Raw genomic sequence first — 13,677 nt, 5'->3', positions numbered from 1 at the left:
CAGCTATTTCTAACCTTTGTTCGACAGTCGATCAGGTAGTGCATTCTCGCGAATCACTACATGCAGCCCTCTACACGCCGATCAAGGATAGACCATGAGCCTCCCTTCGCTTGCCGAACTGCCCGGCATCCTCCTGCCGTTTGTCACCCGCGCCGAGCAGTCGTTCCGTGCGGCTGTCGCCGGCCTCGACGACGACCATGGCCTGGCCGGCTGGACGCCTGAACGCTGGGCACAATTCGCCCGCGTCACCGCTGCCAGCGACTTCGTGATTGAACAAAGTGTCCGTGATCCACTGATGTTGCTGGAGCTGGTGCAGTCCGGTGAGCTGGACCGAAGTTTTGCGCCCGGCGAGCTGTGCGCACAGATTGCGACCGCGGTGAATGCAGCGCAAACCGACGATGAGCTCGGTCGCGCCCTGCGTCGTCAACGTACCCGTCATCAAGTGCGGATCATCTGGCGCGACCTGACGCGTCAGTGCGATCTGATCCAGACCTGCCGCGACCTCTCGGACATGGCCGATGCCAGCATCGATCAGGCCTATCAGTGGTTGTACTCGCGGCATTGTCAGCAGTTCGGCGTGCCGACTGGCCGGCGCAGCGGCGAGCCGCAGCAAATGGTCATTCTCGGCATGGGCAAGCTCGGCGCGGTGGAGCTCAATCTGTCGTCGGACATCGACCTGATCTTCGCCTATCCCGAGGGCGGCGAAACTGTTGGCGTCAAACGCTCGCTGGATAACCAGGAATTTTTCATTCGTCTCGGCCAGCGCTTGATCAAGGCCCTGGACCCGATGACCGTCGACGGTTTTGTATTCCGCGTCGACATGCGCCTGCGGCCTTACGGTTCGGCCGGCGCATTGGTGCTGAGCTTCAACGCGCTGGAGCAGTATTACCAGGATCAGGGCCGCGACTGGGAACGCTACGCGATGATCAAGTCGCGGGTGGTGGCCGGCGATCAAGTGGCTGGTGCGCAATTGCAAGACATGCTGCGGCCGTTCGTTTACCGGCGTTATCTGGATTTTTCGGCCATTGAAGCGCTGCGCACCATGAAGCAGCTGATTCAGCAGGAAGTCCGGCGCAAGGGCATGGCCGACAACATCAAGCTCGGCTCCGGTGGCATTCGTGAAGTCGAATTTATCGCCCAGGCATTCCAGCTGATCCATGGCGGCCGCGACCTGAGTTTGCAGCAACGTCCTCTATTAAAAGTACTGAGCACGCTGGAAGGTCAGGGTTACCTGCCGCCGGCGGTGATCAGCGAACTGCGTGAAGGTTACGAATTCCTGCGGTACACCGAGCACGCGATCCAGGCGATTGCCGACCGCCAGACCCAGATGCTGCCGGACGGTGCGCAGGATCAGGCACGCATTGCCTTTATGTTGGGCTTCGCCGACTGGGAGGCTTTCCATGAGCAACTTATGTATTGGCGTGGTCGCGTGGCCTGGCACTTTGGCCAGGTGATCGCCGACCCCGACGAAGAGGAAGGCACCGAAAGCGAAGTGGTGGTCGGCGGCGAATGGCTGCCGTTGTGGGAGGAGGCTCAGGACGAAGAGGCCGCTTGCCGTCAGTTGGAAGAGGGTGGCTTCGTCGATGCCACCAAAGCCCTGAAAGCGTTGGCCGGTTTGCGCAGCAGTCCGCAATTGCGCGCGATGCAACGCTTGGGTCGCGAGCGCCTTGATGCCTTTATTCCGCGGTTGCTGGCTCAGGCAGTCGAACACGCCAATCCGGATCTGGTGCTGGAAAGAGTATTGCCGCTGGTGGAAGCCGTGGCCCGTCGTTCCGCGTATCTGGTGTTGCTGACCGAGAACCCCGGCGCGCTGCGGCGTTTGTTGACCTTGTGCGCCGCGAGCCCGTGGATCGCCGAGCAGATCACCCGCTTCCCGCTGCTGCTCGACGAATTGCTCAACGAAGGTCGGCTGTTCAAGCCGCCATTGGCGCCGGAACTGGCCGCCGAGTTGCGTGAGCGTTTGACGCGGATTCCCGAGGACGACCTCGAACAGCAAATGGAAGCCCTGCGGCATTTCAAACTGGCGCACCGCTTGCGCGTCGCCGCTTCGGAAATCGCTGGCAGCCTGCCGTTGATGAAGGTCAGTGATTACCTGACGTGGCTCGCCGAAGCGATCCTGGAACAAGTGCTGGCCCTGGCCTGGCGCCAGACCGTGGCCAAATACGGTACGCCGCTGCGTACCGACGGCACCTTGTGCGATCCCGGCTTCATCATTGTCGGTTACGGGAAAGTCGGCGGTCTGGAACTGGGGCATGGTTCGGACCTGGACCTGGTGTTCATTCACGATGGCGATCCGCAGGCGGAAACTGACGGGCCGAAGCCTATCGACGGTGCGCAGTTTTTCACCCGGCTGGGGCAGCGGATCATTCACTTGCTCACGGCCCAGACCAACTCCGGTCAGCTGTATGAAGTGGACATGCGTCTGCGGCCGTCCGGCGCGTCGGGGTTGCTGGTGAGTTCGCTCGGTGCGTTTGCCCGGTATCAGGAAAATGAAGCCTGGACCTGGGAGCATCAGGCGCTGGTGCGAGCGCGCGTGCTGGTGGGCAGTCCGGACGTCGGCCAGGCGTTCGAGAAAGTCCGCGCGGCGGTATTGGGCAAGCCGCGGGACCTGGCAACCTTGCGCCAGGAGGTCAGTGAGATGCGCGCCAAAATGCGCGATAACCTTGGCAGCAAGAGCACCGCGGCGGGCACCGCGGCAAATGCCTTCGAGGCCACGGCGCCATTCGATCTCAAGCAGGACGCCGGAGGTATCGTCGATATTGAATTTATGGTGCAATACGCGGCCCTGGCGTGGTCCGAATCGCACCCGCCATTGCTGCGCTGGACTGACAATATCCGCATTCTGGAAGGGCTGGAGGAGGAAGGGCTGATGCCCGCCGAAGACGCCAGTCTGTTGCGCGAGGCCTATAAAGCCTACCGTTCAGCCGCTCACCGGCAGGCCTTGCAGAAGGACGCCGGGGTGATACCGGGCAACCAGTTCGTGGACGAACGGCGGCAGGTAGTGCGGATCTGGCGCGAGCTGGGGCTAAGCTGAAACCGGATATTTGAAACACCAAATACCCAATGTGGGAGCGAGCTTGCTCGCGATAGCGGAATGACAGTCGACAATAATGTTGAAGGTGATGACCCATCGCAAGCAGCCTTGCTCCCGCAGTGATTCTCGAGGCGGGGAGGCGTATGCCTCCCCGGCTCGTTTATGGAAACCACATGAAAATTCTGATCGTTGGGCCCAGTTGGGTCGGTGACATGGTGATGGCGCAGACACTGTTTCAGTGTCTCAAGCAGCGCCACCCGCAATGCGAAATCGACGTACTGGCCCCCGAGTGGAGCCGGCCGATTCTTGAGCGCATGCCCGAAGTACGCCAGGCCTTGAGCTTTCCGCTCGGTCACGGTGCTTTGGAGCTGGCGACGCGTCGGCGCATCGGCAAATCCCTGGCCGGCCAGTACGACCAGGCGATCCTGCTGCCCAATTCGCTGAAGTCGGCATTGGTGCCGTTCTTCGCCGGCATCCCGAAGCGCACCGGTTGGCGTGGCGAGTTCCGCTACGGCCTGCTCAATGACGTGCGCACGCTGGATAAAGAACGTTACCCGCTGATGATCGAACGCTTCATGGCCCTGGCTTACGAGTCCGGTGCCGAGCTGCCGACACCTTATCCACGGCCGAGCCTGCAGATTGACCCGGTCACTCGCGAGGCGGCATTGGCCAAGTTCGGCCTGGCTCTCGACCGCCCGGTGTTGGTGCTGTGCCCGGGTGCCGAGTTCGGCGAGTCCAAGCGCTGGCCGTCCGAGCACTATGCCAAGGTGGCCGAAGCGAAGATCCGCGAGGGCTGGCAAGTCTGGCTGTTCGGTTCGAAAAACGATCACGCCGTCGGCGAAGACATCCGTTCGCGGCTGATTCCCGGCCTGCGTGAAGAGTCGGTGAACCTCAGTGGCGGCACCTCCCTGGCCGAAGCCATCGACCTGATGTCCTGCGCCGACGCGGTGGTGTCCAACGACTCCGGCCTGATGCACGTCGCCGCCGCGCTGAATCGCCCGTTGGTAGCGGTCTACGGCTCGACGTCGCCGGGTTTCACGCCGCCACTGGCCGAACACGTACAGATCGTGCGCCTGGGCATCGAATGCAGCCCCTGCTTCGATCGCACATGCCGCTTCGGTCATTACAACTGCCTGCGCCAACTCATGCCGCAAGCGGTGAACGAAGCCTTGCAGCGTTTGCAAGGCACTGTGGTCGAGGTCAAATAGTTTGCGGGTACTGCTGATCAAGACTTCTTCGCTGGGCGACGTGATTCACGCGTTGCCGGCGCTGACCGACGCGGCACGGGCGATCCCCGGCATCCAGTTTGACTGGGTGGTGGAAGAGGGCTTCGCCGAAATCCCGACCTGGCACCCGGCCGTGGGCAAGGTGATTCCGGTGGCGATCCGTCGCTGGCGCAAAAACATCTGGCAGACCATCAAGAGTGGCGAGTGGAAGCGCTTCAAGCAAAGCGTTCGCGCCAACAAATATGACTTGGTGATCGATGCCCAGGGCTTGCTGAAAAGTGCCTTGCTGACCCGGTACGCCAAAGCCCCGGTGGCCGGGCTGGATAAAAACTCGGCCCGCGAGCCGATTGCCGCACGCTTCTATTCCCGGCGTCTGGCCGTGGCCTGTGGGCAACACGCGGTGGAGCGAGTGCGTCAGCTGTTCGCCGTGGCCCTGGGTTACGACCTGCCGAAAGGCTTGGGTGATTACGGCCTGAACGTCGAACGACTGGTGGAGTTGCCGCGCAAGAATCCTTACGTGGTGTTCCTGCACGGCACCACGTGGGACACCAAACACTGGCCTGAAGCCTACTGGCGAGAGCTGGCCGAGCGCGTCGGCTATCTCGGTGTCGCGGTGAAGCTGCCGTGGGGCAATCCGATCGAGAAAGCCCGGGCTGAACGCATCGCCAAAGACATGAGGCATGTCGAAGTGCTGCCCAAGCTGAACCTGGCGGGTGTCGGCAAAGTGCTGGCCGGCGCGCAAGCCTGCGTGGCGGTGGACACCGGTCTCGGTCACCTCGCCGCTGCGCTGGACGTGCCGACGCTTTCGCTGTTCGGCCCGACCAACCCGGGCCTGACCGGCGCCTACGGTAAAGCGCAGATTCACATCGCCAGCGATTTCCCCTGTGCGCCGTGTATGCAAAAGAAATGTACGTATCAACCGACGGCCCAAGATGCCCGTCAGTTTGACCTTAAGCGCGAGTGGCCCCTGTGCTTCACGCGTCTGAATCCCGAGCGTGTCGCGACCCGACTGAGCACGTTGTTACTGGCTGAGGAGCTGCGCTGATGCAATTGGCATTCGTCTTGTACAAGTACTTTCCATTCGGGGGCTTGCAGCGCGATTTCATGCGCATCGCCCTGGAATGTCAGCAACGCGGCCATCAGATTCGGGTCTACACGCTGATCTGGGAAGGCGACATTCCACCGGGCTTCGAAGTGTTGGTGGCGCCGGTCAAAGCGTTCTTCAATCATCGACGCAACGAGAAACTCAGCGAATGGATGGAAGCGGATCTGGCCAAGCGTCCGGTGGACCGTTTGATCGGCTTCAACAAAATGCCGGGTCTGGACGTCTACTACGCCGCCGACGGCTGCTTCGAAGACAAGGCGCAAAACCTGCGCAACTCGCTGTACCGTCGCTGGGGCCGCTACCGGCACTTCGCCGAGTACGAGCGCGCCGTGTTCGCCAAGGATGCCAAGACCGAAGTGCTGATGATTTCCGAAGTCCAGCAGCCGCTGTTCATCAAGCATTACGACACGCCGCTTGAGCGCTTTCATTTGCTGCCGCCGGGTATCTCTCAGGACCGTCGTGCGCCGGCCAATGCCGCCCAGATCCGTGCCGAGTTCCGTCGCGAATTCAACCTGAAAGACGATGATCTGCTGCTGGTGCAAATCGGCTCAGGGTTCAAGACCAAAGGCGTGGATCGCAGCCTCAAGGCGCTGGCCGCATTGCCCGCCGATCTGAAGAAGCGCACCCGGCTGTTTGTAATTGGCCAGGATGACCCCAAATTATTCCAGGTGCAGAGCGCCACATTGGGGCTCGGCGATAACGTGACGTTCCTCAAGGGCCGCAGCGACATCCCGCGTTTTCTGCTCGGTGCCGATCTGTTGATTCACCCGGCGTACAACGAAAACACCGGGACTGTGTTGCTCGAAGCCCTGGTGGCCGGGTTGCCGGTGCTGGTGAGTGCGGTGTGTGGTTACGCCCATTACATCGCCGAGGCCGACGCCGGTCTGGTGCTGGACGAACCTTTCGATCAGGCGCAACTGACCCAGTACCTGACCGGGATGTTGAACGACGCTCAAGCACGGGCGGCCTGGAGCCGCAATGGTCTGGCCTTCGCCGAGACGGCCGACCTCTACAGCATGCCGCAGCACGCGGCCGATGTGATTCTGGCGGAGCACGCTTAATGAAGTTGATGCTGGCTGAACCGTTCAAGACCCTCTGGGCCGGACGCGACCCGTTCGCTGAAGTCGAGGGTCTCCAGGGCGAGGTCTACCGCGAACTTGAAGCGCGTCGGACCCTGCGTACCGAAGTCAATGGCAGTGGCTTTTTCGTGAAGATCCACCGTGGCATTGGCTGGGGTGAGATCTTCAAGAACCTGCTCACGGCCAAGCTGCCGGTGCTCGGTGCCGGCCAGGAGTGGAAGGCCATTCAGCGCCTGCAAGAAGTTGGCGTGCCGACCATGACCGCCGTGGCTTATGGCGAGAAGGGCAGCAACCCGGCGGACCAGCATTCGTTCATCGTCACCGAAGAGCTGGCGCCCACTGTCAGCCTCGAAGACTTCAGCATCGACTGGGTCAAGCACCCGCCCGAACCAAAGCTCAAGCGTGCGCTGATCGCCGAGGTCGCGCGCATGACCGGCATGATGCACCGCGCCGGGGTCAACCATCGCGACTGCTACATCTGTCACTTTCTGCTGCACACCGACAAACCGGTGACGGCCGACGATTTCAGGCTCTCGGTGATCGACCTGCACCGCGCCCAGACCCGTCCGACGATTACCCAACGCTGGCGTAACAAGGACCTGGCAGCGCTGTACTTTTCGGCACTGGACATCGGCTTGACCCGTCGTGACAAGTTGCGTTTTCTCAAGGGTTATTTCCAGCAGCCCCTGCGCCAGATTCTGGGTGAAGAAGCCGGGTTGCTCACCTGGCTCGAAGGCAAGGCCAACAAACTCTACGACCGTAAACAGCGATACGGGGATGCGCTCTGATGGCGGGTTGGACACTGGTGCCTGAGTACAGCGATCTGGCAGAGGATTTCGGCAGTCTTGAGGCTGTGTTTGCGCTTCAGGGTGAACGCCTGACGCGCGACCTGTTGTCCGAGGTCATTCGCGTCCAGCGCAATGGCGTCAACTATTACGTCAAACGCTACACGGGTGCCGGCAAAGGTCTGCGCCGTTACCTGGGCAAGCCTCGGGTGAAAGCCGAGTGGCAGAACCTCAAACGCTTCGCCAAGTGGGGCATTCCTACCGCCGAGGTCGTGGCCTGGGGCCTGGAGCGTCGCGGTGCGGCGTACGATCGCGGGGCAATGATCACCCGTGAGCTGCCGCATACCGAAGACTTGTCGGCTTTGGCTGAGCGGCATGATCCAAAGCTGGCGGACCGCGCCTGGGTCGATAACGTCAGCCGGCAGCTGGCGGGTTATACCCGGACCATGCACGACCACCGCTTCACCCATAACGATTTGAAGTGGCGCAACCTGCTGATCAACGATGAGCCCCGGCTGTTTTTGATCGACTGCCCCAATGGCGATTTCTGGCGCGGCTTTTGGCTCAAGTACCGGATCACCAAGGACCTGGCCTGCCTGGACAAGGTCGCCAAGTATCACTTGTCGGCTACCCAGCGCCTGCGCTTTTACCTGCAATACCGCCAGTGTGATCGGCTGAATGCCGCCGACAAAAAACGGATCCGGCACGTGGTTAGATTTTTTGAGGGACGCGAATGACTGATTTTCTGGCGGCTGAAGACCGTGCGCTGCTTGAGCGTCACGGCCTCGGTAACTTTGATGCACTCTGGGCCAAGCAGCTCGACGCTGTGGACGAGCCCAACACCGCTCGCGGTGGCTGGAGCAGCGTGTTTCGGCTGGATCTGGAAGGTCATGGCTACTACCTCAAACGCCAGAGCAACTACCGGATGCGCACCTTGCATGCGCCCTTTGGCGAGCCGAGCTTTGCCCGTGAGTTTCGCAATATCAGTCGCTATGAAAAGTTCGGTATTCCAGCGCTGAAGGCGGCGTTTTTTGGTCAGCGCAAAGTCGACGGCGAAGTCCGGGCGATTCTGCTGACCCGTGCCCTGGATGGTTGGGATGATCTGGATTCGCTGTTGCAGCGCTGGTCGGATCTGAGCTCGGCGCAACATTCGGCCATTCTGAAGGCTTGTGGACAATTGGCTCGGTGCCTGCACGGCGCGCGTCAGGTTCACGGTTGCTTCTACCCCAAACACATTTTTCTCCAGGCCACCGGCGACGGTTACCTGGCCCAGTTGATCGACCTGGAAAAGACCCGGCCGTTGCTGTTTGGAATGCGCGACCGTGCCAAAGACCTGGAGCCGTTGCTGCGTCGGGCGCCTGAATGGAGCGAAGCGCAGTTGCGCGAGCTGTTGGCCGCCTATCTGGATCAATCGCAAGACAGTTCGCTGATCGACAGCTGGCTTGCGCGACTGACCGCGCGGCGCACTCATAAGGAGACGCGCTGATGCGTTTGTCCGAGCTAAAAAATGCTGGCCGCAGCCCGAGACTGCCGCTGAACGTTCCGTTGGCCGATGCCGCCGGCCCTGCCGAGCTGCAGTTGCTGAGTCTGTTGCGGGTGTTGCCGGGGCAGCGTTATGTCGGTGCTGGCGTCTGGCGTGGGCGGCCGGTGCTGGCCAAATTGTTGGTCGGCAGCAAAGCGGCGCGGCATTTTCAACGGGAACGCAACGGTGTGCATTTGCTCGCCGCCCAGGGCCTGACCACGCCGCAACTGTTGGCCGACGGCCTGAAGGACGGCGAGGGCGGCTGGCTGCTGTTCGAGTTCATTGAGGGCGCCGAAAGCCTTGGTGAAACCTGGAAACAGGTCGAGCATTTGCCGGTGCTGGCGGATATGCAAGGGGCTGTGCTGGCCGAGGCGTTGGGCGCTATCGGCCAAATGCATCGCAAGGGGCTCTGGCAGGAAGACCTGCACCTGGACAACCTCTTGCGCCAGCGCGGCCGGTTGTATTTGATTGATGGCGGCGGCGTCTGCTCCGAAACCCCTGGCCAACCGCTCTCGCGGCAGAAAGTCCTGGAAAACCTCGGCGTGTTTTTTGCCCAGTTGCCCAAGTCGCTGGAGCCCTTCACCGAAGAATTGCTGGTGTATTACCTGCTGAGCAACGGCGAGCATGCCTTGCCCATGGAAGCGTTGCAGAAGCAAATCAGCAAGGTTCGCACCTGGCGTCTGAAGGACTTCCTGATCAAGGTCGGCCGCGAATGCACGCTGTTCAGTGTCCAGCGCGGAGCGTTCGGCTTACGGGCGATTCGCCGCGAGGAAGAGGCAGCAATGCTGCCGGTGCTGGCGCAGGCCGATGCGCTGCTCGATCAGGGCCATCTGTACAAGACCGGCGGCGCGGCGAGCGTCGGCAAGGTCGAGGTGGCGGGTCGTACGCTGGTGATCAAGCGCTACAACATCAAAGGTTTTGCCCACTGGCTCAAACGCTTCTGGCGCCCGAGCCGTGCCTGGCACTCCTGGCGTGAAGGCAATCGCCTGGCGTTTCTCGGCATCGCCACGCCCAAGCCGTTGGCGTTGCTGGAGAAGCGTTTTCTCTGGTTGCGCAGTCGGGCTTATCTGGTGACCGAGTATTTGCCGGGGCCGGACATCATCGAGCGGTTTGCGCCTTATGTTGAAAGCGGTGGAGCACCAGAAGCCGAGTTGCAGGCGCTGGATCATTTGTTTGCCGAGCTGATTGGCGAGCGGATCAGTCACGGGGATTTCAAGGGGCATAACCTGTTCTGGCAGCACGATCGCTGGGCGCTGATTGATCTGGATTCGATGTGTCAGCACGCCTCGCTCAGCAGCTTCGCCCCGGCCTATGCGCGGGATCGGGCAAGGTTCATGCGTAACTGGCCTGAGAGCAGTGCGTTGTATCGGGTCATTGATCAGCGTCTGCCCAAAGATATCTCCAGCGCTGCCTGAATCGGACCTTCGGTCCTATCGTCGGAACGCCGCCCGGATCAAGCTCGCTCCCACAGGGGATCTTCGGCGTTACATAGATCCAGTGTGGGAGCGAGCTTGCTCGCGATGGGACCAGAACAGCCACCCGAGATAATGGGACAAGTTTTTATGAATCGTCCTACATGATCTACAGAGCCCATGAACTGTGCCCTGAATAGCCGCGATGCTAGTTTGCCTGACGTTCACGGAGGGCAGATTTTGACAATAAAAACGACGGTGTTACTGAGCACTTTTGCACTGGTTTTATCAGGGTGCGGGACCGCGGTCACAGTGCTGCAGGATGACGAAGACGCGGCTCGTAGCCTTAGAAAGCAAAAGACCTACTGTCAGTCCATCCCACGTATCTACAGCGGCCTGGCGTTCGACTTTTGCGTATTAAATGCAGCGCCCGATCCCACGGGTATTCTTTTGCCGTTCGTATTGATGGATTTCACCCTGTCGGGTGTTTTCGATACCGTCCTCCTGCCCTATACGGTTTACCGACAGGCTGCTGACGGCAATCTCAGTATTTACTGGAGAGCAGGCCGCGGGTAACTCTTTTGTATTCCGGCGTGTCAGTGCTACACCTAACGCACTTGGCTCGAAGCACAAAAGGTGAATAGCTCGTGTCGCCCCAGATTTTGCCCTCTCAACAGTTTTTTCTTTTTGAAAACGAAAGCGAAGCTGAAACTAATGTTGAGGCGGAAAAGCTATTACCTCCGTCCGGGAGGTACAGCGATTTCATAATCTATGTGGATGAGAGCGGCGATCATGGGATGCAAACATTAGATCCAAACTACCCAATGTTTGTGCTGGCCTTTTGTGTGTTTCATAAAAGGCATTATTGCGAAAAGGTTATTCCTGCCCTTCAGAAGTTCAAATTTAATCATATGGGGCATGACCTGATCGGTCTGCATGAATTGGAAATTCGAAAAGAAAAGGGAGCGTTCTCTAGTCTTTTCACATCAAGGCAACACAAACATGCCTTTCTCGATGAGTTGACGGGAATCATTGAGGCCAGCAATTTCGTCCTGATCAGCTGCGTTATCGACAAAGCCGCTCTTCGCGAAAAGCAAGGTCCTGTCCACAATCCTTATCACGTCGCGCTCGGATTCTGCCTTGAAACGCTTTATGAGTATTTGCAGGAAAAGAATCAACAGAGTGTTTTAACTCATGTGATTTTCGAGCGTCGAGGGAAGCGGGAGGATAATGAGCTTGAACTGGAGTTTCGTCGCATGTGCGATGGCGCGAACAGATTGGGCATACAACTGCCGTTCGACATCGTCTTTGCAACCAAACAAGTGAATTCCACGGGGTTACAGCTAGCGGATCTTGTTGCAAGGCCCATTGGTATGAGCGTTTTGCGGTCGGGGCAAGAAAATCGTGCCTTTGACGTGCTCAAGCGCAAGTTCTACTGCAGTGGTGGGCGTAACAATGTGGGAGAGGGTTTCGAGAATTGGGGGTTAAAAATTTTCCCTCTCTCAGAAAGCGAAAAGCCCCGGTGAAACTCACCGAGGCCACAACGCCGACCGGGATCCCCCAGTCCATTTGCGCAGGAGTCTATGTCGAGGTCCGTCATCTGTCAACGCGCCAGCTTGCCACTTCCCGCTAGAGGCTTGCCGTCGCTTTTAAGCTATAATCCCGCCCTTTAGCTGCCTCTCGCCCTTTGCGAGGGCACATTAATCTTTGAGGCGCCTTGCGCCTGCATGCAGACTAAAGAGGCTAGACCCCTGTGGCATTGACGATTCTTGGCCTGTCCGGCGCCCTTAGCCATGATCCTTCCGCAGCGTTGTACATCGACGGCAAGCTGGTCGCGGCGGCTGAGGAAGAGCGCTTTGTGCGCGATAAACATGCAAAGAACCGCATGCCTTACGAGTCGGCGAAGTTCTGCCTCGAGCAGGCCGGCATCAAGCCATCCGACGTTGATGTGGTAGCGATTCCGTTCGCGCCGATCAGCCTGTTCGGCAAGGCTCGCTGGCAGTACGCCAAGCGTTACTGGTACGCCCCGGATCGCGCTCTTGACGCGATCCTGATGGGCAACCGTCGCTACAAGCGCTATCGCAACAAGATTGTCTGGTGCCTCGAGCAACTGGGTTTCGATCCGAAGAAAATCAAGATCGAGCCGGTCGAGCATCACCTGGCCCACGCCTCCAGCGCTTATCACTGCTCCGGTTTCAAAGAGAAAACCGCGATCCTCGGGATCGACGGCAAGGGTGAGTACGCCACGACCTTCTTCGGTTACGGTGAGAACGGCAAGATCCACAAGATCAAGGAATTCTTCGATCCGGACTCCCTCGGCGGCCTGTACGGCGCGATCACCGAGTTCCTCGGTTTCGATATGCTCGATGGCGAGTTCAAGGTCATGGGCATGGCGCCGTATGGCGACGCCAGCAAATACGATTTCTCGCGCCTGGCTTCGTTCGAAAACGGCGAGCTGGTGATCAATACCGACTACGCCAACGTCATCGGCCTGCGTCGCTACAAAGAGAAGGGCAAAGGCTACTACTTCTCGCCGAAGCTGATCGAGTGGCTGGGACCGAAGCGCGAAGGCGACATCGCCGACGAGCCGTACATCCACTACGCCGCGAGCATTCAAGCGCTGTTCGAAAAAATCTCGCTGCAAATGATCGACCATTACCTGGGCGACGTGCTCAAGGAAACCGGCAAGCTGGCCTACGCCGGTGGCTGTGCGTTGAACGTCAAGCTCAACCAGAAAATCATCGCCCGCGATGACGTTAAAGAACTGTTCGTGCAGCCTGCGTCCGGCGATGCCGGTACCGCGGTCGGCGCGGCGGCCTATGTGTCCCACGCACGTGGTGTGCCGGTCGAGAAGATGGAACACGTGTACCTCGGCCCGTCGTACACCAACGAAGACGTCCTCGCTGCATGCGCCCGTCACCCGAGCAAGCCGGTATGGCGCAAGCTTGAGAACATGCCGGAAAACATCGCCAAAATCATGGTCGATGGCAACCCGGTGGCCTGGTTCCAGGGCCGCATGGAATTCGGTCCGCGCGCCTTGGGCGGACGTTCGATCATTGGTTGCCCGAGTGCGATTGGTGTGGCTGACCGCATCAACCACCAGATCAAGTTCCGCGAGCGCTGGAGGCCTTTCTGCCCGTCGATGCTCGACACCGTTGCACCGCAGATGATCAAGATCGATCACCCGGCGCCGTTCATGACCTTCACCTTTGAAGTGGCGGAAGAGTGGAAGACCCGCGTGCCGGAAGTCGTCCATGAAGACGGTACGTCCCGGGCCCAGGTGCTCAAGCGCGAATACAACCCGCGCTACTACGACATGATGAAGGCGCTGGAGGTGCTGACCGGTAATGGCGTGTCGCTGAACACCTCGCTCAACCGTCGTGGCGAACCGATGATCTGCTCGCCGACGGACGCCCTGAACATGTTCTTCGGTTCCGATCTACAGTATCTGATCATGGAAGACATCCTGGTGGTCAAAGAGGGCGCGGACAGGTATGCGGTTGACTGAAGTGCT

At 59.7% G+C, this 13,677-nt stretch carries 11 protein-coding genes; all 11 read left to right on the top strand.

The features are described from left to right. Positions 1–94: 94 nt before the first annotated feature. The 11 genes from glnE (at position 95) to ACMXYJ_RS31080 (ending at position 13,671) form a co-directional block, all read left to right on the top strand. Entirely contained in the window at positions 95–3,034 is a 2,940-nt protein-coding gene (gene glnE, locus ACMXYJ_RS31130) for a bifunctional [glutamate--ammonia ligase]-adenylyl-L-tyrosine phosphorylase/[glutamate--ammonia-ligase] adenylyltransferase (RefSeq protein ID WP_415758208.1), read from the top strand. A 173-nt stretch (positions 3,035–3,207) separates the two neighbouring features. Further along, positions 3,208–4,242, top strand: coding sequence for a lipopolysaccharide heptosyltransferase II (waaF, locus tag ACMXYJ_RS31125; protein ID WP_415758207.1), 1,035 nt, complete (start codon positions 3,208–3,210; stop codon positions 4,240–4,242). Position 4,243: 1 nt separating this feature from the next. Then, positions 4,244–5,305 carry a lipopolysaccharide heptosyltransferase I gene (waaC, locus tag ACMXYJ_RS31120; RefSeq protein WP_415758206.1) on the top strand — a complete coding sequence of 354 codons (1,062 nt, stop codon included), beginning with the start codon at positions 4,244–4,246 and terminating at the stop codon, positions 5,303–5,305. Then, the gene (locus ACMXYJ_RS31115; RefSeq protein WP_415758205.1) at positions 5,305–6,426 is read left to right on the top strand and encodes a glycosyltransferase family 4 protein; all 1,122 of its coding nucleotides are present in this window, start codon (positions 5,305–5,307) and stop codon (positions 6,424–6,426) included. Before waaC ends, ACMXYJ_RS31115 begins: the two co-directional genes overlap by 1 nt. Then, positions 6,426–7,232: a lipopolysaccharide core heptose(I) kinase RfaP gene (rfaP, locus tag ACMXYJ_RS31110; protein ID WP_415758204.1), complete on the top strand. Its 807-nt coding sequence runs from the start codon at positions 6,426–6,428 to the stop codon at positions 7,230–7,232. Before ACMXYJ_RS31115 ends, rfaP begins: the two co-directional genes overlap by 1 nt. After that, positions 7,232–7,966, top strand: coding sequence for a lipopolysaccharide kinase InaA family protein (locus tag ACMXYJ_RS31105; protein ID WP_415758203.1), 735 nt, complete (start codon positions 7,232–7,234; stop codon positions 7,964–7,966). Before rfaP ends, ACMXYJ_RS31105 begins: the two co-directional genes overlap by 1 nt. Next, on the top strand, positions 7,963–8,715 hold the full coding sequence (locus ACMXYJ_RS31100) for a lipopolysaccharide kinase InaA family protein (RefSeq protein ID WP_415758202.1): 753 nt from the start codon (positions 7,963–7,965) through the stop codon (positions 8,713–8,715). Before ACMXYJ_RS31105 ends, ACMXYJ_RS31100 begins: the two co-directional genes overlap by 4 nt. Further along, positions 8,715–10,166 carry a lipopolysaccharide kinase InaA family protein gene (locus ACMXYJ_RS31095; protein ID WP_415758201.1) on the top strand — a complete coding sequence of 484 codons (1,452 nt, stop codon included), beginning with the start codon at positions 8,715–8,717 and terminating at the stop codon, positions 10,164–10,166. The genes ACMXYJ_RS31100 and ACMXYJ_RS31095 overlap by 1 nt, the downstream gene beginning before the upstream one ends. Positions 10,167–10,403: 237 nt before the next feature. Next, a complete protein-coding gene (locus ACMXYJ_RS31090) occupies positions 10,404–10,739 on the top strand; it encodes a YceK/YidQ family lipoprotein (protein ID WP_415760830.1) in 336 nt (111 codons plus the stop codon). Positions 10,740–10,810: 71 nt separating this feature from the next. Further along, positions 10,811–11,689: a DUF3800 domain-containing protein gene (locus ACMXYJ_RS31085; RefSeq protein WP_415758200.1), complete on the top strand. Its 879-nt coding sequence runs from the start codon at positions 10,811–10,813 to the stop codon at positions 11,687–11,689. Positions 11,690–11,916: 227 nt separating this feature from the next. Further along, complete coding sequence (locus tag ACMXYJ_RS31080; RefSeq protein ID WP_415758199.1) at positions 11,917–13,671, top strand: carbamoyltransferase family protein; 1,755 nt, start codon at positions 11,917–11,919, stop codon at positions 13,669–13,671. The last annotated feature ends 6 nt before the right edge of the window (positions 13,672–13,677 follow it).

Origin of the sequence: Pseudomonas arabinosi, from assembly GCF_047758675.1 — a bacterium.
Lineage (GTDB): Bacteria > Pseudomonadota > Gammaproteobacteria > Pseudomonadales > Pseudomonadaceae > Aquipseudomonas > Aquipseudomonas arabinosi.
Note: the sequence above shows the minus strand (reverse complement) of the source record. Positions and strands in the feature narration are given on the sequence as shown.